This is a genomic window from Streptosporangium nondiastaticum (assembly GCF_003011965.1).
Classification (GTDB): domain Bacteria; phylum Actinomycetota; class Actinomycetes; order Streptomycetales; family Streptomycetaceae; genus Streptomyces; species Streptomyces nondiastaticus.
Genome location: NZ_PXWG01000142.1, coordinates 1 through 17,842 on the forward strand (window position 1 = coordinate 1; position 17,842 = coordinate 17,842).

19 protein-coding genes are annotated in these 17,842 nt (G+C 71.5%); 7 read left to right on the top strand and 12 right to left on the bottom strand.

All coding sequences use genetic code 11. From position 1 onward, the window contains the following. Positions 1–533 precede the first annotated feature (533 nt). Positions 534–1,229, bottom strand: a complete 696-nt coding sequence (locus tag B7P34_RS30210; protein WP_106681375.1) for a DNA-3-methyladenine glycosylase — start codon at positions 1,227–1,229, stop codon at positions 534–536. Positions 1,230–1,277: 48 nt separating this feature from the next. On the opposite strand from B7P34_RS30210, the gene B7P34_RS30215 reads away from it, so the two are divergent. Further along, the gene (locus B7P34_RS30215; RefSeq protein WP_106681376.1) at positions 1,278–2,060 is read left to right on the top strand and encodes a sporulation protein; all 783 of its coding nucleotides are present in this window, start codon (positions 1,278–1,280) and stop codon (positions 2,058–2,060) included. Positions 2,061–2,161: 101 nt separating this feature from the next. Here B7P34_RS30215 and B7P34_RS39515 read toward each other — a convergent pair whose 3' ends face one another. Both B7P34_RS39515 and B7P34_RS37775 read right to left on the bottom strand, forming a co-directional pair. Continuing rightward, complete coding sequence (locus B7P34_RS39515; protein ID WP_106681377.1) at positions 2,162–2,593, bottom strand: barstar family protein; 432 nt, start codon at positions 2,591–2,593, stop codon at positions 2,162–2,164. After that, positions 2,590–3,054: a ribonuclease domain-containing protein gene (locus B7P34_RS37775; RefSeq protein ID WP_223268384.1), complete on the bottom strand. Its 465-nt coding sequence runs from the start codon at positions 3,052–3,054 to the stop codon at positions 2,590–2,592. Before B7P34_RS37775 ends, B7P34_RS39515 begins: the two co-directional genes overlap by 4 nt. Before the next feature lie 93 nt (positions 3,055–3,147). Between B7P34_RS37775 and B7P34_RS30230 the strand changes: the two genes are divergently transcribed. Together B7P34_RS30230 and B7P34_RS30235 are read left to right on the top strand one after the other, a co-directional pair. Beyond that, the gene (locus B7P34_RS30230) at positions 3,148–3,687 is read left to right on the top strand and encodes a YbhB/YbcL family Raf kinase inhibitor-like protein (RefSeq protein ID WP_106681378.1); all 540 of its coding nucleotides are present in this window, start codon (positions 3,148–3,150) and stop codon (positions 3,685–3,687) included. Positions 3,688–4,102: 415 nt separating this feature from the next. Continuing rightward, complete coding sequence (locus B7P34_RS30235; RefSeq protein ID WP_106681389.1) at positions 4,103–4,597, top strand: HNH endonuclease; 495 nt, start codon at positions 4,103–4,105, stop codon at positions 4,595–4,597. Here the strand turns inward: B7P34_RS30235 and B7P34_RS30240 are convergent. The 4 genes from B7P34_RS30240 to B7P34_RS30255 form a co-directional block, all read right to left on the bottom strand. Next, entirely contained in the window at positions 4,594–5,367 is a 774-nt protein-coding gene (locus B7P34_RS30240; protein ID WP_106681390.1) for a sulfite exporter TauE/SafE family protein, read from the bottom strand. The two genes, B7P34_RS30235 and B7P34_RS30240, sit on opposite strands and share 4 nt — an antisense overlap. 120 nt (positions 5,368–5,487) lie before the next feature. Next, entirely contained in the window at positions 5,488–6,423 is a 936-nt protein-coding gene (locus B7P34_RS30245; RefSeq protein WP_106681379.1) for an SPFH domain-containing protein, read from the bottom strand. Between the two features lie 125 nt (positions 6,424–6,548). Continuing rightward, positions 6,549–6,971 (bottom strand): NfeD family protein, encoded by a 423-nt coding sequence (locus B7P34_RS30250; protein ID WP_223268385.1) that lies wholly within the window; start codon positions 6,969–6,971, stop codon positions 6,549–6,551. 70 nt (positions 6,972–7,041) lie between these two features. After that, positions 7,042–7,833 carry an ABC transporter ATP-binding protein gene (locus B7P34_RS30255; protein WP_106681391.1) on the bottom strand — a complete coding sequence of 264 codons (792 nt, stop codon included), beginning with the start codon at positions 7,831–7,833 and terminating at the stop codon, positions 7,042–7,044. Positions 7,834–7,941: 108 nt separating this feature from the next. On the opposite strand from B7P34_RS30255, the gene B7P34_RS30260 reads away from it, so the two are divergent. Then, positions 7,942–8,748 (top strand): hypothetical protein, encoded by an 807-nt coding sequence (locus tag B7P34_RS30260; protein WP_106681381.1) that lies wholly within the window; start codon positions 7,942–7,944, stop codon positions 8,746–8,748. A gap of 79 nt (positions 8,749–8,827) precedes the next feature. On the opposite strand, the gene B7P34_RS30265 is transcribed toward B7P34_RS30260, so the two are convergent. The 4 genes from B7P34_RS30265 to B7P34_RS30280 all read right to left on the bottom strand — a co-directional run bounded on the left by B7P34_RS30265 (position 8,828) and on the right by B7P34_RS30280 (position 11,642). Continuing rightward, positions 8,828–9,247 (bottom strand): chaplin, encoded by a 420-nt coding sequence (locus B7P34_RS30265; RefSeq protein WP_106681382.1) that lies wholly within the window; start codon positions 9,245–9,247, stop codon positions 8,828–8,830. Positions 9,248–9,424: 177 nt separating this feature from the next. Next, a complete protein-coding gene (locus B7P34_RS30270) occupies positions 9,425–9,652 on the bottom strand; it encodes a chaplin (protein ID WP_223268386.1) in 228 nt (75 codons plus the stop codon). 171 nt (positions 9,653–9,823) lie between these two features. Further along, positions 9,824–10,459 carry a response regulator gene (locus B7P34_RS30275; RefSeq protein WP_106681392.1) on the bottom strand — a complete coding sequence of 212 codons (636 nt, stop codon included), beginning with the start codon at positions 10,457–10,459 and terminating at the stop codon, positions 9,824–9,826. A 4-nt stretch (positions 10,460–10,463) separates the two neighbouring features. Further along, positions 10,464–11,642: a GAF domain-containing sensor histidine kinase gene (locus B7P34_RS30280; protein ID WP_106681384.1), complete on the bottom strand. Its 1,179-nt coding sequence runs from the start codon at positions 11,640–11,642 to the stop codon at positions 10,464–10,466. 132 nt (positions 11,643–11,774) lie between these two features. Between B7P34_RS30280 and B7P34_RS30285 the strand changes: the two genes are divergently transcribed. Further along, complete coding sequence (locus B7P34_RS30285) at positions 11,775–12,473, top strand: nitroreductase family protein (RefSeq protein WP_189383175.1); 699 nt, start codon at positions 11,775–11,777, stop codon at positions 12,471–12,473. A gap of 337 nt (positions 12,474–12,810) precedes the next feature. Next, positions 12,811–13,512: a transglycosylase SLT domain-containing protein gene (locus B7P34_RS30290; RefSeq protein ID WP_106681386.1), complete on the top strand. Its 702-nt coding sequence runs from the start codon at positions 12,811–12,813 to the stop codon at positions 13,510–13,512. A gap of 93 nt (positions 13,513–13,605) precedes the next feature. Here the strand turns inward: B7P34_RS30290 and B7P34_RS30295 are convergent, their stop codons facing one another. Continuing rightward, positions 13,606–16,206 carry an ABC transporter ATP-binding protein/permease gene (locus B7P34_RS30295; protein WP_106681387.1) on the bottom strand — a complete coding sequence of 867 codons (2,601 nt, stop codon included), beginning with the start codon at positions 16,204–16,206 and terminating at the stop codon, positions 13,606–13,608. Between the two features lie 235 nt (positions 16,207–16,441). Between B7P34_RS30295 and B7P34_RS30300 the strand changes: the two genes are divergently transcribed. Then, positions 16,442–17,842 (top strand): streptophobe family protein (locus B7P34_RS30300; protein WP_223268389.1); only part of this gene is annotated, 1,401 nt, incomplete at its 3' end.

A 17,842-nucleotide genomic window follows, 5' to 3' on the forward strand; every position in this document is an offset into this window, starting at 1 on the left:
TCGGGTGTGAACACTCGCGTTGAGCGGAACAACCAGGAGGAATAGTCCCGGTCGTTCACAGCGTCCTCGCTGTGTGTTGCCTGTCAGCCCCTAAAGGCCGGCAGGACTTTCAAAGGAACCGCGTCCCAGCCGAAGCTGAGGACGGGGTATTTTATAGTCTGGCGTTGACTTTTGGCACGCTGTTGAGTTCTCAAGGAACGGACGCTTCCTTCGTACTCACCCTCTCGGGCTTTCCTCCGGGCGCTTCCCTTCGGTATTTCGTGTTCCGACTCTATCAGATCGTTTTCCTTGCCGTTTCCGGCTCGAAATTCGTTTTCCGATCCCCGTCGGCGGGGTGTTCACTACTTTAGCGGCTTTCCCGTCCGGCTCCTAATCGAGCCGATCGAGTCCGTTCGACGTCATATTTCGGCACAGCAAAATATGACCCCGATCCGGGGGACCTCGTAGTAGTGGTGGTGCCGCCCACCGGTCCGTGCACACAGCGCGTCCGTCTCAAGCGGCTCGGGCTACGTTAGGTCTTCCTCATCCCGAAGTCAAGCACCGGCCTGTCGGCCGGTCTTGCCGGCTCCTCCCCGTCCTCCTTCCCGCCCTGCTCCCCGGTTCCGCGGGACGTGCGCGCGGTAGGGGCTGACCGTCGGGTCGCCGTCCACCCAGAAGCGCCATGGGTGGGTCGCGCCCTCGCCGCCCACTCCGGTGCGCGGGCCGTTGCGGATGCGGTCCTGGTGCACGGGGTGGCCGGTGAGGACGGACAGCGGGGCGTCCGGGCCGGCGCACACGTCCGTGCCGTTCAGACCCCGGTCGACACTCAGTGCCGTGGCCAGCCGTGCCGGGCCCTGGGCCAGCTCGCGGTCCTTGCGGGCCTTGGGGCGCCGCTCCCGGGCGAGCTCCTGGCCCCTGATCACTTCGCCCGCCCTGAGGAGGACACCGCTCGCGGTGCCCTCCTCCCCGCAGACGAGGTTGAGGCTGAACCACATGCCGTAGATGAAGTAGACATACGCGTGCCCGGGCGGTCCGAACATCGAGGCATTGCGCTCGGTCCGGCCGCGGTAGGCGTGCGAGCCGGGGTCCGCCTCGCCCGCGTACGCCTCGACCTCCGTGATGCGGACCTCGATCGGTCCGTCGGGAGTCGTGCGGACGAGGGTCCGGCCGAGCAGCTCGGGGGCGACCTCGAGCACGGGACGAGCGAAGAAGTCCCGGGTGACTGGCATACGGTCAGGCGCGGCGATCATGCCGATCGAGCGTAACGGACCGGAACGGATAGAGGAGAGGTCGCGGTCATGGGGTTCAAGAAGCTGCTGGCGAGCCTGGGCGCCGGAGGCGCTTCGGTGGAGACGGTGCTGTTCGAGGAGAACGTCGTCCCGGGCGGCATCGTCCAGGGCGAGGTGCGCATCCAGGGCGGCTCCGTCGCCCAGGCGATCCAGGGGTTGTCCGTCGGGCTGCAGGCCCGTGTCGAGGTCGAGGGCGACGACAGCGAGTACAAGCAGGACGTCGAGTTCACGCGCGTGCAGCTGGGCGGGGCGTTCGAGGTGCAGGCCGGGGCGGTGCACACGGTGCCGTTCGGGCTGGAGGTCCCGTGGGAGACGCCGGTCACCACCTTCCTCGGGCGGCACCTCACGGGCATGAATGTGGGGGTGACGACGCACCTGGCCATCGCGCGCGCCGTCGACTCCGGTGACCTCGATCCGGTGAACGTGCACCCGCTGCCGGCGCAGCAGGCGATCCTGGACGCCTTCGGGCAGCTGGGCTTCGCGTTCAAGAGCGCTGACCTGGAGCGCGGCCACATCCGCGGGACGCGTCAGCGTCTGCCCTTCTACCAGGAGATCGAGTTCCGGGCCCCGTCGCAGTACCGGGGGCTGAACGAGGTCGAGCTGTCGTTCGTCGCGGACGACCGCGAGATGGACGTCGTGCTGGAGATGGACAAGAAGCCGGGGCTGTTCACCGAGGGCAGTGACACGTACCGGTCGTTCACGGTCGACCTGCACGCGTACGGGCAGACGGACTGGGCGGCGTACCTCAACCAGTGGCTGGCGGAGGTCGGCGGCCGGCGCAACTGGTTCTGACCGGTCACCCACCCCCGAACGGGATCACCCCCGAACCGGCTCGCCCCGCCCCGGGTCACCTCCGGCCGGCAGCCGTCACCTCCGGCCGGTCGCCGCGCCGGTCAGCCCAGCAGCACCGCCAGGGGTGACTCCGCCTCGGCCCAGTAGTCGACGGCGTCGGTGAGGACGGCCTCGGCCGTCCGGGCCTCGCGCGGCGTCGCCTTCCTGAAGGCGGTCCACTCCTCGGCGAGCAGCAGGAAGCCGCGCGCCTTGCCCTCCTCCCGCCACCACGAGAGGTCGGTGAGGCAGTCGGCGAGGGCGTCCCAGTTGCGGCCGAACCAGTCGGGGAGGTCGAGGTCGGTGGCGCAGCGGTCCATGAAGGCGGTCTTGGTGGTCACCCCGCCCAGGTGCAGGGTGGCCCCCCGCCAGTCGGCCTCGGCGGCGAGGGCCATGACGCGGGGGGCGGTGTCGGCGGGGGGCAGCCGGTAGACGCCCGGCGGGGTGGTGCCGAGGAGGAGTCCGGTGAGTCCGGGGGCGGGCAGCAGGTCGGTCATGGCTGTACCACCGCTTCGAAGGTTTCGTAGTGGTCGCTGGTGTAGTAGCGCTCGGCGTGGCTGCCGGCGATGATGCGGCGGGCGCCCCGGTTGCGGGAGCCGGGCGTGGGGACGGTGTACTCGTGGTAGTAGCCGCGGGCCTGCTTCGGCAGCCGGTTCTCGTAGTTGCCGAAGACGGTGCCGTCCTTGTCGTACGGGAAGGGGCCGCCCTTGTCGATGAGGTCGAGGGTCTTGCGGGCCTCGGCCGGCAGCTTCTCCCGCGGGACGGTCTTCATGCCGTGCGCCCAGGAGGGCGCGGGTGGTGCGGCGGTCGAGGCTCCGCCGCCCGCGCCCTTCTTGCTGGTGCCGTCGGAGGAGGAGCAGGCGGGCAGGAGGAGCAGGGGGAGGGCGGCGAGGAGGACGGTCAGGTTGCGCAGGGCGCGGCCGGCGGGTCGTCCGATGGGGCCAAACTGTCGAAGCACGCTTCGTATGGTCTCAGCCGGAGGCTCTGAGGGCTCGTTAGGCTGGCGTCTTCAGTGATCCGCAGCATTCCGCGCGTTACAGGAGGCGCAGAGGTGTCCGAGCAGAAGCGACGGCCGCTCCCCCACGATTTCCACCCGCCGGTGCCCTCGTTCACGGTGGTGAGCGACGATCTGACGGATGGTGGGACGCTCGGCCGGGGTCAGGTCCACAGCGGTGGGAACACGTCTCCGCACCTGCGCTGGGAGGGTTTCCCCGCGGGCACGAAGAGCTTCGCGGTGACGTGTTACGACCCGGACGCGCCGACGGGGAGCGGGTTCTGGCACTGGGTGCTGTTCGACATCCCGGCCTCGGTGACGGAGCTGCCGGCGGGTGCGGGCAGCGGGGACATGAAGGGGCTGCCGGCGGGCGTGGTGCACGCGCGCAACGACTACGGCACGCGGGACTTCGGCGGGGCCGCTCCGCCGGCGGGCGACGGGCCGCACCGCTACGTGTTCACGGTGTACGCCGTGGATCAGGAGAAGCTCGGCCCGGATGCGGACGCGTCGCCGGCCGTGGTGGGCTTCCACCTGCGGTTCCACGCTCTGGGCCGGGCACAGCTGATCGGTGAGTACGAGGTGCCGGCCGGGGGCTGAGGTTCCCGCGCGGGCCCCCCGCCGGCATGGCCCCGGCACGGCCCGGCGTGGCCGCGAAATTCCGTTGCGCCCCGCCGCCCTTGAACCGCACAGTGGTGCATGGCTGACGGCCCCGCATGGCCGTCGGGCAGTGGACACCGCAGTGGCGGGGGCGGCGGGGCGCAGTTGCGTCCGCGGTCTGCCGGAGCCGGGCTGCGTGCCGGGCGACCGCGTCCGCTGCCGTACGCTCCGGGCCCGTGTTCGTCACGGGGGAAGGGCCCGGAGCGTTGCCCCCCGTCCTCTTCCTGCCCGTTTTCCTCCCCTCTCCCTCAACTCCCTTTCCGCGCAAGGAAATTGCGTTGTCCGGCCCGCGACGGCACCGGCACAGTTGAGCCACTTCGCCGCTGGGGCGGGGGTGGGCCGGGAGGTGGCCGGGATGCGGGAGACGTTGGTCCTCAATGCGAGCTTCGAGCCGCTGGCGACGGTGTCGCTGCGGCGGGCGGTGGTGCTCGTGCTGCAGGGCAAGGCCGTGGTCGAGCAGGCCCGCCCGGGGCGCCGGGTGCGGGGTCCCGCGGTGGAGGTGCCCGCGCCGCAGGTGATCAGGCTCTGCCGGTACGTGAGGGTGCCGTTCCGAAGACGGGCGCCCTGGTCGCGGCGGGGCGTGCTGGTGCGGGACGGGCACCGGTGCGCGTACTGCGGGCGGCGGGCCACGACGGTGGACCACGTCGTGCCGCGGTCCCGTGGCGGCGAGGACAGCTGGCTGAATACGGTCGCCGCGTGTGCGGAGGACAACCACCGTAAAGCGGACCGGACGCCGGAGCAGGCCGGGATGCCGCTGCTGAACCTTCCCTTCGAGCCCACTCCGGCGGAGTCGCTGCTGCTGGCGGCGGGGGCGTACGGCGCCCCCGTCCGCCGCGGCGCCGCGTCCTAGCGCAGCACCATCTGCACGATGGCGACGACGCCCACCACGACGATGACGCCGCGCAGCGCCGTGGGTGACAGGCGGCGGCCGACCTTGGCTCCTATCTGGCCGCCGAGGGTGGAGCCGGCGGCGATGAGGAGGGCGGCGGTCCAGTTGACGTGGGCGGCGAAGATGAAGAACAGGGCGGCGACGCCGTTGACGACGACGGCCAGGATGTTCTTGAGGGCGTTGATGCGCTGGAGGTCCTCGCGGAGCAGCAGGCCCATCAGGGAGAGGTAGAGCACGCCCTGGGCGGCGCCGAAGTAGCCGCCGTAGGCGCTGGCGAGCAGGAGGCCCACGAGGAGGGCGGGGCCGCCGTCGGGGTGGGCGGTCGCTTCGGTGCCGTTGCGTTCGCGGCGGCGGGCGAGCGCCTTGGCGAGCCGGGGCTGGAGGACGACGAGGACGAGGGCGATGCCGATGAGGGCGGGCACGATCGCGTCGAACGCCTTGGACGGCAGGGCGAGCAGCAGGACGGCTCCGGCGAGGCCGCCGGCGAGGGCGGTGGCGCCGAGGCGGACGGCCCGGGCGCCCTGGCCGCGGAGTTCGCGCCGGTAGCCGATGGCGCCGCTGATGTTGCCGGTGACCAGGCCGATGGTGTTGGAGACGTTGGCGGTCACCGGCGGCAGGCCGATGGCGAGGAGCACCGGAAAGGTGAAGAGGGTGCCGGAGCCGACGATGGTGTTGATGGTGCCCGCGCCGATGCCGGCGGCGAAGACCGCGAGTGCTTCCCAGATGGACAAGGCCATCTCCTTCATGATCCGTTTGTCGCCTCCCCGCCTGTGGCAGGTCGGGGGGCCTCGCTGATCATGCAGGAGAGAGCGGTCGCCGGTCGAGGAGGGCCGCGGGCCCCGGACGGGGTGTCAGTCGATGCCCGGCTGCTCGCGGCGCGGGGAGTCCTTGCGCATCTTGGGCGCGCCGCCCGTGGGGTTGAGGCTGCCGACGGCACCGCTGAGGCCCTTGAGGGCGTCGCCGATCTCGCTGGGCACGATCCAGAGCTTGTTGGCGTCGCCTTCGGCGATCTTCGGGAGCATCTGGAGGTACTGATAGGCGAGCAGCTTCTCGTCGGCGTCGCCGGCGTGGATGGACTCGAAGACCGTGCGGATGGCCTGGGCCTCGCCCTCGGCGCGCAGCGCGGCGGCCCGGGCCTCGCCCTCGGCGCGCAGGATCGCGGACTGCTTCTCGCCCTCGGCGGTGAGGATCTGCGACTGGCGGATGCCCTCGGCGGTGAGGATCGCGGCGCGCTTGTCACGGTCGGCGCGCATCTGCTTCTCCATCGAGTCCTGGATGGAGGTCGGGGGCTCGATGGCCTTGAGCTCGACGCGGTTGACGCGGATGCCCCACTTGCCGGTGGCCTCGTCGAGGACGCCGCGCAGGGCGGCGTTGATCTCCTCGCGGGAGGTCAGGGTCCGCTCCAGGTCCATGCCGCCGATGATGTTGCGGAGGGTGGTGACGGTGAGCTGCTCGATGGCCTGGATGAAGCTGGAGACCTCGTACGTGGCGGCGCGGGCGTCGGTCACCTGGTAGTAGATGACGGTGTCGATGTTGACGACCAGGTTGTCCTGGGTGATCACCGGCTGCGGGGGGAACGGCACGACCTGCTCGCGGAGGTCGATGCGGTTGCGGATGGAGTCGATGAAAGGGACGACGATGTTCAGGCCGGCGTTGAGGGTGCGGGTGTAGCGGCCGAAGCGCTCCACGATGGCGGCGCTGGCCTGCGGGATGACCTGCACCGTCTTCATGAGGGCGATGAAGACGAGCACCACCAAGATGATCAGGACGATGATGATCGGTTCCATCGGGGCTCCCCGTGCCTCTGGTCGTTGATCGGGTGGACCGGACTGATCCAGTTCGAGTCTTTCAGAACGCGGTACCGCCGTGCAGGCGTTGACGGCACTTCGGGGGAACCGCTTCGGATCGCGCGTCACATGACAACGGCCGTCGCGCCCTCGATCTCGACGACGTCGACCTGCTCGCCGGCCTCGAAGACGCGGCCCGCGTCGAGGGCGCGGGCCGACCAGGTCTCCCCCGCGAGCTTGATGCGGCCGCCACTGCCGTCCACCCGTTCGAGGACGACGGCCTGCCGGCCCTTGAGCGCCTCCACTCCGCTGGCCAGGACGGGCCGCTGGGCGCGCTGCCGCACGGCGACCGTGCGGACGACGGCGATGAGGGCGACCGAGACGGCCGCGAAGACGATGAACTGTGCCACGGTGCCCGCGCCGAGCGCATTGGTCACGGCGGCGGCGACGGCGCCGGCCGCGAGCATGCCGAACTCGGGCATCGCGGTCACGACCAGCGGGATGCCCAGTCCGACGGCGGCCACCAGCCACCACACCCATGTGTCCACAAGGTCATGGTAGGCGCGGTGGCCGCCCCGGGACAGGGCGCCCGCGCGGGGCGCCCGCCCGGGCGCGGCGTCAGGAGAGCGGCAGGCCCTGGGCCGTCCAGCGGTCGCCCCTGCGCTCGACGACCAGCGGGAGGCCGAAGCAGTGCGAGAGGTTGCGGGAGGTGAGCTCCAGCTCGACGGGGCCGGCCGCGAGCACCTTGCCCTGGCGGATCATCAGGACGTGGGTGAAGCCCGCGGGGATCTCCTCGACGTGGTGCGTCACCATGATCATCGAGGGGGCGAGCGGGTCGCGGGCGAGCCGGCCGAGGCGGCGGACCAGGTCCTCGCGGCCGCCGAGGTCGAGGCCCGCGGCGGGCTCGTCGAGCAGCAGCAGCTCGGGGTCGGTCATCATCGCGCGGGCGATGAGGGTGCGCTTGCGCTCGCCCTCCGAGAGGGTGCCGAACTTGCGGTCCAGCAGCTCCGTCATGCCGAGGACGTCGAGGAAGGCGCGGGCGCGCTGCTCGTCGACCTCCTCGTAGTTCTCCTGCCACGTGGCCGTCATGCCGTAGGCGGCGGTGAGGACGGTCTCCAGGACGGTCTGGCTGCGCGGCAGCTTGTCCGCCAGGGCGATGCCCGCCACGCCGATGCGCGGGCGCAGCTCGAAGACGTCCACGGCGCCGAGCTTCTCGCCCAGGACCTTGACCGTGCCCGTGGTCGGGAAGAGGTAGCTGGAGGCGACATTCAGGAGGGTGGTCTTGCCGGCGCCGTTGGGGCCGAGGATGACCCAGCGCTCCCCCTCCTTGACCGACCAGGAGACCTGGTCCACCAGAGCCCGGCCCTCGCGGACCACGGATACGTCCACCAGTTCCAGCACTTCGCTCATGAGCGCGTTGTCTCCCATTGCAGTCTCGTCGTCGCGGCGCCGGTAAGCGCAGCCCCCAGGGAAAACCTACGCCACCCGCCGGGGGCGCCAGTCCTTAGGCTGGTGGCCATGCTCGATGAACATCGCTCAGGACGGCTCACCGCGTGGGGAAATGCCCTTATTGCGGGGTTTGCCGCACCTGATGACGCCGCGCACCACATCACCGGAGATGACGCGGTCCACCGCGTGGTGGGCCTTCCCGGTGAATCCGGGCCCGTCGGCCTGACGCTCGCGCTCGGCCGGCTGCGGGCCCTCGGGGCCACGGGGCTGCGCCTCGCGCTGCCGGCGCCCGGGCACCCGCTGGGCCTCAGCGGCCCGCCGGAGTTCAACGCCCGCGCCCTGGAGGCCGGGGAGGCCGTCGTCGCCACGGGGGCCGCGCTGGGGCTCGTACCGGAGGTGTACGAGGCCGGACCGGAGGGCGACCTGCACGTCGAGGTCGTCTGGCACTGCCTGCCCGTACGGGACGCGCCGCCGGCGGACGTGCCCTCGCTCGGGGAGGCCGAGCGGGAGCTCGCGGAGGCGCTGCGGGAGGCCACGGAGGTGCTCACCCGGCTGGACGTGGCGGGGTCGGGGCCGGTGGCGCAGGCAGCACTGGAGGCGTACCGGGCGCGGGCCGAGAGCGGGCGCCGGGTGCTGGCACCGGGGTATCCGCCGCGGGCGGTGCGGGTGCTGGAGCTGGCGCAGCGCGTGGGGGCGCTGATCGCGATCGCGCACGAGCCGGGGGACGGCGGCGGCCGGGAGCACGGGGCCGCGGTGAGCGCGTCGGAGATAGCGGCGCGGGCGCAGGCGCTGCGGCCGGTGGAGCGGACGGCGCGGCGGGCCCAGGTGGCCGCATACAACGCGATCGTCGAGGAGCGGGCCCGCAGGCGGCACTGAGGCGGTGAGCGGCGGCGGTCGCACGGGAAGGCCCCGCGGTCCCTGAGGTCCGCGGGGCCTTCCCGGTGCGCCGGTACGGTCAGTGATCGTCGTCGTCGTGATCGCCGTGGCCGCCCCAGTGCCCCTCGTCGTGGCCGTGCTTGTCGTGGCCGCCCCAGTGGCCGTGGCCGTGGTGGTGGCTCTCGCGGACATGGAACTCGTCCCAGCCGGGAGCGGCGTTGACGCAGGTGTTCCCGAAGGTGGGGTTGAGCAGGCCGATGATGTCGATGCTGTTGCCGCAGACGTTCAGCGGGATCTGGATCGGCACCTGGATGACGTTGCCGGAGACGACGCCCGGCGAGCCCTTGGCGACACCACTGGCGATGGCGCCTCCGGGGTGGTGGCGGTGCTCATGCACCGAACGACCACCGTGGTCGTGCGCGGACGCGACGGCCGCGGTGGAACCGACGGCGAGCCCTGTGACCGCCAGAGCGAGGGCTGCTTTCTTGGCACTGTTCATGGAGGGTCTTCCTTCTGCTGACGTTCTCAGCGGCCCCAGCCGCGGGGTCGCGTAGTGATGAACGCCAGCGCACCGCCGACGGCACGGCCATCGGCGGTGTTGCCCTCGTTCGGACGATTGCCCGTCCGCTCCTGCCCGGCTACGCGAAGCACGCCGGGCAGGGGGGAAGTGCCGGCCTTACTTGTTGATGCAGAGGTTGCCGGCGGCCGGGTTGAGCACGCCGACCACGTTGATGGTGTTGCCGCAGACGTTCACGGGGACGTGAACGGGGACCTGAACGACGTTGCCGGAGACGACGCCCGGGTTGTTGATCGCCTTGCCGTCCGCCTCGTGCGCGGAAGCAGCACCCGCACCGGCGATGGCGAGACCGCCGGCGGCGATGGTGAGGACTGCGGCCTTCTTCATGTTCTTCACTCTTCTTATGACCTTCCTAGGGCGTTGCCACGGCCAGCCGCCGCGGTACGCCATGGAGAACGGGCTGCGGCCATTCGGGTTGCGGGGCCGGAGCGACAGCCACACGGTCGTATGAATCTCTGATCAGAATGCGACGTTCCGTTTTGCCGTGCGCCTTCCGGATCAGGCTCCGATCCCATGTCGGACGGCCCACAGCGCCGCCTGCGTGCGATCGGCGAGATCCAGCTTCATCAGAATGTTCGACACGTGGGTCTTGACGGTCTTCTCCGAGAGCACCAGCGCCCGCGCGATCTCGCGGTTGGACCGGCCGTCGGCGATCAGCGCCAGCACCTCCCGCTCCCGCTCGGTCAGCGCGTTGCCCCGCCCCTGGCCGCCGCCACCGGGCTCGTCCTGCGACAGCAGCGCCCCCGCCACCTCGGGCTGCAGCAGCACGTGCCCGGCGTGCACGGAGCGGATCGCACCCGCCAGGGCGTCGGGGTCCACGTCCTTGTAGACGTAGCCCGCCGCGCCCGCGCGCAGGGCCGGGACGACCGTGCGCTGCTCGGTGAAGCTGGTGACGATCAGCACCCGCGCGGGGTTCTCCAGCTCCCGCAGCCGGCGCAGCGCCTCGATGCCGTCCATGCCGGGCATCTTCACGTCCATGAGGACGACGTCCGGGCGCAGCTCCTCGGCGCGCTCGACGCCCTCGGAGCCGTCCGCCGCCTCCCCCACGACCTCGATGTCGTCCTGGACCTCCAGGAAGGTGCGCAGACCCCTGCGGACCACCTGGTGGTCGTCCACCAGCACCACACGGATCACGTCCTCAGCCACCGGGGACCTCCATCTCGATCGCGGTGCCCAGGCCGGGCTCCGAGGTAACGGTCAGACTGCCGCCGACACCGCTCGCGCGGTCCCGCATCGACACGAGCCCCAGGTGGCGCCCGGCCTTGCGGACGGCCTCGGGCTCGAAGCCGCAGCCGTCGTCGGCCACGCACAGCGCCGCGCCCTGCCCCACCCGGGTGAGGGTGACCTGGACGAGGCCCGCCCCGGAGTGGCGCAGGGCGTTGTGCAGGGCCTCCTGGGCGACGCGCAGGAGCGCCTCCTCCTGGGAGGCGGGCAGGGCCCGTATGCCGTGCGAGGCGAAGGTGACCTTGGCCGTGTGGGCGCGGTCGAGGACCTGGACCTGGGTGCGCAGCGTGGCGACGAGGCCGTCCTCGTCCAGCCCTGCGGGCCGCAGCTCGACGACCGCGGCGCGGAGCTCGTCGGTGGCCTCCGCGGCGAGTCTGGCGGCCTCGTGGAGCTCCTCCTTGGCGCGGCCCGGGTCGCGGTCGATGAGCGCGGCGGCGGCCTGGGCGGTCAGGCGCAGCGAGAAGAGCTTCTGGGCCACGGCGTCGTGCAGCTCGTGGGAGAGGCGGGCGCGCTCCTCGGCGATGGTCAGCTCGCGGCTGCGCTCGTAGAGGCGGGCGTTGGTGAGGGCGATCGCCGCGTGCTGGGCCAGCACGCTCAGCAGTTCCTCGTCCTCCGCGGTGAAGCCGCAGGCGGGTGCGGCCTCCTCGAGGCCGCAGGGGGGCTCGTCGACGCGGTCGGGCCGCTTCTTGTTGGCGAGGAAGAGGGCGCCGAGGACCTCGTCGCCGTCGGCGACCGGCATGCCGATGAAGTCGCGCATGTTGGGGTGGGTGGCCGGCCAGCCGCCGAACCGGGGGTCCGCGCGGACGTCGGCGAGGCGCTCGGGGGTGGCCTGCTGGATCATCGCGGCGAGGACGCCGTGCTGGCGGGGCAGGGGGCCGATGGCCTTCCACTGCTCGTCGCTGACGCCGTCGACGACGAACTGGGCGAACCCGCCGTGGTCGTCGGGGACGCCGAGGGCCGCGTACCGGGCGTCCAGCAGTTCCCGGGCGGAGACGACGATCGTCTTGAGGACGTCGTGCACCTGCAGGTGTCTGCTCATGGCGAGGAGTGCGGTGCTCACTGCGGTGAGGCCGGAGCGGGGGCCGGTGGTCATGGGATCACGGTACCGAGGGCCCCGGCCTGGCGGATCGGGCCGCCGACGGCCGCGGCTGGTCCGCAAGCCCTAGGCCGGTGGTCGGGGCGCGCCCGCGATTGGCCGCGACCCGGCAGTGGGCATGTACCCCTCATGTCTATACCAACCGAGTGGACGCCCACCCACGGCGATCCGTACCGGCCCGTGCCCTACCGGCCCGAGCGCATGCCCGCCGCCGAGTCCCTCGTCCGGGCCGCGGAGCTGCGCGAGCGGATGGGGCGGCGCCGGACCGTGCGGCAGTTCTCGCCGGACCCGGTGCCGGAGCAGGTGGTGCGGGACGCGATCGCGTGCGCGGCCACCGCGCCCTCCGGGGCGCACCAGCAGCCGTGGACCTTCGTCCTGGTGAAGGACGACGGGGTGCGGCGGCGCATCCGTGCGGCCGCGGAGGAAGAGGAGCAGGTGTCGTACGCGGGCCGGCTGGGCGAGGAGTGGCTCGCGGCGCTGCGGCCGCTGGGCACGGACGAGGTCAAGCCGCACTTGACGGACGCGCCCGCGCTGATCGTGGTCTTCCAGCAGCGGTACTGGCTGGGTGAGGGCGGGGAGAAGCGCAAGCACTACTACGTGGACGAGTCGGTCGGCATCGCGGTGGGGATGCTGCTGTCCGCCCTGCACCTGTCGGGGCTGGCGGCGCTGGTGCACACGCCGAGCCCGATGCGGTTCCTGGCGGAGGTGCTGGGGCGGCCGGTGAACGAGAAGGCGTTCGCGGTGATCCCGGTGGGGTATCCGGCGCCCGACTGCGAGGTGCCGGACCTGGTGCGCAAGAGCCTGGATCAGGTGCTCGTGGAGGTCTGACCCCGGCGGCACGCTGTGTGCGGAGTCGGTCGCACCGGGCGACGGGAGCGCCCGCCCGGTGTGACGCCGCGCATAGGACGCACGTCACCTACGACCGTGCCTAGTGGAGAGATAAATCCGGCATAAGCGGGTGGCAGGGGCCCTTTTGACCTTCCTGCGGAGCCTGCCCGCAGGGCCCTCGGCTACGACGCCGGTTAGTACGTCACTCCTTTGCCACACCTTTTTGCGGCCGCTAAGAATTCTCCCGTTGCACGGCGCCGTCGATCGAGACGCGGCGCTTTCCGCGCCGATCCGGGCCACTGCGACTTGAAGCGATCAGAAGAGGTTCAGCACAAACATGCGCTCCCCCATCTCTGGCTATAGCCGCCTGTCCAAGGTCCAGAAGTTCACCGCCGCCGGCGTCTCCGCCGCGGCCGTCGCCGCCCTCGCCGTCGCCGCGATCCCGGGCTCCGACGACTCCCCGAAGCAGTCCATAGCCGTGAAGCCCGTCGCCTGGAGCACGGAGGCCTTCGGCACCCAGGACCAGCAGGAGCAGATCGGCAAGCAGGCCGACAACGCCGCCAAGCAGGCGAAGGCCCAGGCCGAGGCCAAGAAGAAGGCGGACGACGAGGCCGCCGCCAAGGCGAAGGCCGACAAGGAGCGCGCCGACAAGGAGGCCGCCAGCCGGTCCGCCGAGCGCAAGCCGGTCGTCCAGGCCGCCCCGGCCCCCAAGGTCTACGCCAACAACCTCGACGGCTGGATCAAGGAAGCCCTGGACATCATGAAGGCCAAGGGCATCCCGGGCTCCTACAACGGCATCTACCGCAACATCATGCGGGAGTCGACGGGCAACCCGAACGCCATCAACAACTGGGACTCGAACGCCGCCGCCGGCATCCCCTCCAAGGGCCTGCTCCAGGTGATCGACCCGACCTTCAAGGCGTACCACGTCGCGGGCACGTCCTGGAACATCTACGACCCGGTCGCCAACATCACCGCCGCCTGCAACTACGCGGCCAAGGTGTACGGCTCGATGGACAACGTGAACTCCGCCTACTAAATCCGCCTGCAAAAGCGGTCGCGGACAGCAACGCCGAAGGGCGGCACCCCACGCGGGTGCCGCCCTTCGGCGCGTACGGGACGAGGCGCGCGACTACTTGCGCATGACCTCCGGCTCATGACGGCGCAGCAAACGTGCGACTGCGAATCCGCAGGCGACGCCGATGACGATGAGGGCCACGATGTCGATGCCCCACTGGGTGGCGGTGTGCTCCCAGAGCGGGTCGAGCTTCGGCGGCCGGCTCTTGTCGAACGGAGCCATCACGTGCGAGAGGTCCAGCGTGGTGCCGGCGCCGGCGATGGCCCAGCGGGCCGGCATCAGCCAGGCGACCTGCTCGACGCCGGGCGAGTCGAAGACCTTGAAGAGGATGCCGGTGAAGACGACCTGGACGATCGCGAACATCACCAGCAGCGGCATGGTCTTCTCGGCGGTCTTCACCAGTGCGGAGATGACGAGGCCGATCATCATGCAGGTGAAGCCGAGGGCGATGATCACCAGGCAGAGCTCGACGGCGGGCGCCGCCTTGACGATCAGGCCGTGCTCCGGCAGCTTGCGGGTCGAGAAGCCGATGGCGCAGATGAGGACGGCCTGCACCGCGGTGATCAGGCCGAGGACGACCACCTTGGACATCAGGTAGGCGGAGCGGGAGAGGCCGACGGCCCGTTCCCGTTCATAGATGACCCGTTCCTTGATCAGCTCACGGACGGAGTTGGCGGCTCCGGAGAAGCACATGCCGACCGCGAGGATCAGCATGATCGTGCCGGCGTCCTGGTTGAAGTGGCCCTTGGACGCGGGTCCGAGCCCGAAGTCGGACGGGATCACGGTGCTCACGCCGCCGAGGACGGCCGGGAGGATCAGCATCAGCGCCATGAAGCCGCGGTCCGAGGCGATGACGGAGGCGTAGCGGCGCATCAGCGTCCACAGCTGGGAGCCCCAGCTCTGGGCCTTGGGCGGGCGCACCATCTGCGGCTGGACGTGTACGGACTGCGGGGCGACGGCGTCGATGTCGGCCGCGTACATCTGGTAGTGCTGCGAGCCGCGCCAGCGGCCCGACCAGTCGTAGTCGCGGTAGTTCTCGAAGGCCGAGAAGACGTCCGCCCAGGTCTCGTAGCCGAAGAAGTTGAGGGCTTCCTCGGGCGGGCCGAAGTAGGCGACGGAGCCGCCGGGGGCCATGACGAGCAGCTTGTCGCAGAGCGCCAGCTCGGCGACGGAGTGCGTGACCACGAGGACGGTGCGGCCGTCGTCGGCGAGGCCGCGGAGCAGCTGCATGACGTCGCGGTCCATGCCCGGGTCGAGGCCGGAGGTGGGCTCGTCCAGGAAGATCAGCGAAGGCTTGGTCAGCAGCTCCAGGGCGACCGAGACGCGCTTGCGCTGGCCGCCGGAGAGGGCGGTGACCTTCTTGTCCTTGTGGATGTCGAGCTTGAGCTCGCGCAGCACCTCGTCGATGCGGGCCTCGCGCTCGGAGGCCGCGGTGTCGCCGGGGAAGCGGAGCTTGGCGGCGTAGCGCAGCGCCTTCCGGACGGTGAGCTCCTTGTGCAGGATGTCGTCCTGCGGGACCAGACCGATGCGCTGGCGCAGCTCAGCGAACTGCTTGTACAGATTCCGGTTGTCGTAGAGGACGTCGCCCTGGTTGGCGGGCCGGTAGCCGGTGAGCGCCTTGAGCAGGGTGGACTTGCCGGAGCCCGAGGGGCCGATGACGGCGATGAGGGACTTCTCCGGGACGCCGAAGGAGACGTCCTTGAGGATCTGCTTGCCGCCGTCCACGGTGACCGTGAGGTGGCGCGCGGAGAAGGAGACGTCGCCGGTGTCGACGAACTCCTCCAGGCGGTCGCCGACCAGGCGGAAGGTGGAGTGACCGACGCCGACGATGTCCTGGGGGCCGATGACCTGCTGGCGGACCGGCTGACCGTTGACGTAGGTGCCGTTGTGGCTGCCGAGGTCGACGATCTCGAACCGGCCGTCGCCGGTGGCGCGGAACTCGGCGTGGTGCCGGGAGACCTGGAGGTCGGAGACGACGAGGTCGTTCTCCAGGGCACGACCGATGCGCATCGTGCCGCGGCCGACGGCCATCTGGTGGAAGCTCGTCGGGCTGCGGTCACCGTAGACGGGCGGGGCGCCGCCCTGCGAGGGCGCGCCGCCGTGCGGCGGGGGCTGGTGGCCGCCCGGGCCCGGCTGCTGGGGGACGTAGGCCTGCTGGGGCTGCTGCTGCCAGCCGCCCTGCTGCGGCTGCTGGGGCTGGTACTGCCCCGGCTGCTGCCAGCCGCCCGGCTGCTGGTGCTGCGGCTGGTGCGGCGCCTGCTGCGGCGGGGCCTGGTGCTGCAGCGGCGCGGCCATGGCCGTCTGCGCGCTGTACAGGTCCGCGGCGGGGGCTCCGGCCCCGGCGCCGGCGGCGCCCGCGGTCAGGCTCAGCCGCGGGCCGTCCGTCGCGTTGCCCAGGTGCACCGTCGAGCCGGGGCCGATCTCCGTGTGATGGATCCGCTGACCCTGCACGTACGTGCCGTTGGTGCTGCCGTGGTCCTCGATGACCCAACTGCGGCCCTCCCACCGTACGGTGGCGTGCCGCCACGAGACGCGAGCGTCCTGCAGCACCATGTCACCCTGCGGATCCCGCCCGAGGGTGTAGGACCTGGACGGATCGAGCGTCCAGGTCTGTCCATTCAATTCCAGTACGAGTTCCGGCACTCCATGCCCCACTACTTGTCCCCCGATGAGCCCCCTGCAAGGGGAGTCTAGGGATGGCGAACATCGGGAGGAACTATTTCAGGCACAGTCCCCGGACCGAAAGTCGGGGATTGCCGCGACCGTGTAACAGGCGCCGTTGACGCCGCCGAAACACACCCTGAGAGTGGTTACCGCCATGGATACGTACGGATCATGCGCATCCGGGCAATAGCCAGGTTGCAGACCGGCACGGGGGGCCGTGATGACCATGGACGGGGGCGGGCGCGGGGTGCGTCCGGCGGAGCTGCTGCTGACTTCTATTGCGGCTGTGAGCTGGTCTTTTCTGGCCATGGCCGGGATCGCCGCGCTGGGGCTGCACCTGCTGGGCGCGGATGCCGCGGGCGCGCTGGGGCCGATGACGGCGGCGGCCGTCGTCCTGGCCGTAGGGGGATCCCTCATGCCTTCGGGCGATATTGAAGCATTCGGGCTGAAGGGCGCCGGGGCGCACACCGCCATCGATATCGCGCCACTGGGAGTGAGCCTCGCCGGGGCCCTCCTGCTGGGAATGATCTTTGCACGATCGTTGCGCAGGGCCGGTGTCACGATCGGTGCCGGGGAGCTCGCCGCACGGGCCGCCTCCGTGGTCATCCTGTTTCTCTTCCTGCTCGCCGGCCTCGCCTGGGCCGGGGAGGACTCGGTCACCTTCGACGGGAGCGGCCTGGGCCTCGGGGGCGGCGGGGGCGGAGGCGGCCCCAAGCTGGAGATCCCGGGAATCGGAGACGTCGGGGACATCGCGGGCGGGCTGCCCGACCGGCTCACCGGCCTCGTGAACGCCAAGGCTGCCGTCGGCTTCAGCATCCGGACCGGGCCCTCGCTGCTCGGCGGCACGGTCTGGGTGCTGGGCGTGCTGCTGATCGCGGTCCTGGGCGCGCGGCGCGCGCCGCTCCCCCGCGCCTGGCAGGTCCTGCACCGCGGGGTGCGGCCCGCCGTCGCGGCGCTCTGCGCGGTGCTGGTCCTCGCGGTGGGGGCGGGCCTGGCCGCCGCGGCGTACGCGGCCACCGGCGACGACGCGCCGAAGCGCGTCCTCGGGGCGGCGCTGCTCGGAGCGCCGAACGGGGTGTTCCTCGCGGTGCCCCTGGGGCTGTTCGTCTCCTGGCACGGCACGGCCAGCGGCGCGCTCACCAAGGTGCTGCCCTCCCCGCTGGACGAGCTGCTCAGCGCGCGGGCCGACGAGCCGGTCACGCTGGGACGGCTCGCGGAGCTCGACGCGCTGGTGTGGCTGCTGGCCGTGGCCTGCGCGCTGATGATGCTGTGCGTCGGCGTGCTCACCGCGGTCCGTACGCCGCGGGACGGCCTGGGGGTGACGGCGTTCGCCGCGCGCTGCGCCGTGGCCCTGGGGGTGGCGACCGCCGTGGCCCTGCCGCTGCTGGTGCTGGCGACCCGTGTGAAAGTGGACGCGAGCCTGTCGGTGCTGGGCTTCGACGTGTTCGGGGCGGGCCTGGAGCTGTCCGGCAACGTCCCGATGGCGCTGGCCCTGGGCGCCGCGTGGGGCGCCGCCGCCGGCGCCGTGGGGGGCGTGCTGGCGTGCGCGACGGGGACGGCGGGACGGCGGGCGGTGGTGTACGGGTCGCGAGCGGCCGAGGCGGCCCGCCCGGCGGCAGGTGCGGCC

Excerpts from the sequence above, each read along its gene's own strand:
- B7P34_RS30285 (WP_189383175.1), top strand. The coding sequence starts at position 11,775 with ATGTCTATACCAACCGAGTGGACGCCCACCCACGGCGATCCGTACCGG.
- B7P34_RS30245 (WP_106681379.1), bottom strand. The coding sequence starts at position 6,423 with ATGGAACCGATCATCATCGTCCTGATCATCTTGGTGGTGCTCGTCTTC.
- B7P34_RS39515 (WP_106681377.1), bottom strand. The coding sequence starts at position 2,593 with ATGACCGACCTGCTGCCCGCCCCCGGACTCACCGGACTCCTCCTCGGC.
- B7P34_RS30270 (WP_223268386.1), bottom strand. The coding sequence starts at position 9,652 with ATGAAGAAGGCCGCAGTCCTCACCATCGCCGCCGGCGGTCTCGCCATC.
- B7P34_RS30215 (WP_106681376.1), top strand. The coding sequence starts at position 1,278 with ATGGGGTTCAAGAAGCTGCTGGCGAGCCTGGGCGCCGGAGGCGCTTCG.
- B7P34_RS30260 (WP_106681381.1), top strand. The coding sequence starts at position 7,942 with ATGCTCGATGAACATCGCTCAGGACGGCTCACCGCGTGGGGAAATGCC.
- B7P34_RS30255 (WP_106681391.1), bottom strand. The coding sequence starts at position 7,833 with ATGAGCGAAGTGCTGGAACTGGTGGACGTATCCGTGGTCCGCGAGGGC.
- B7P34_RS30265 (WP_106681382.1), bottom strand. The coding sequence starts at position 9,247 with ATGAACAGTGCCAAGAAAGCAGCCCTCGCTCTGGCGGTCACAGGGCTC.
- B7P34_RS30210 (WP_106681375.1), bottom strand. The coding sequence starts at position 1,229 with ATGATCGCCGCGCCTGACCGTATGCCAGTCACCCGGGACTTCTTCGCT.
- B7P34_RS30280 (WP_106681384.1), bottom strand. The coding sequence starts at position 11,642 with ATGACCACCGGCCCCCGCTCCGGCCTCACCGCAGTGAGCACCGCACTC.
- B7P34_RS30235 (WP_106681389.1), top strand. The coding sequence starts at position 4,103 with ATGCGGGAGACGTTGGTCCTCAATGCGAGCTTCGAGCCGCTGGCGACG.
- B7P34_RS30290 (WP_106681386.1), top strand. The coding sequence starts at position 12,811 with ATGCGCTCCCCCATCTCTGGCTATAGCCGCCTGTCCAAGGTCCAGAAG.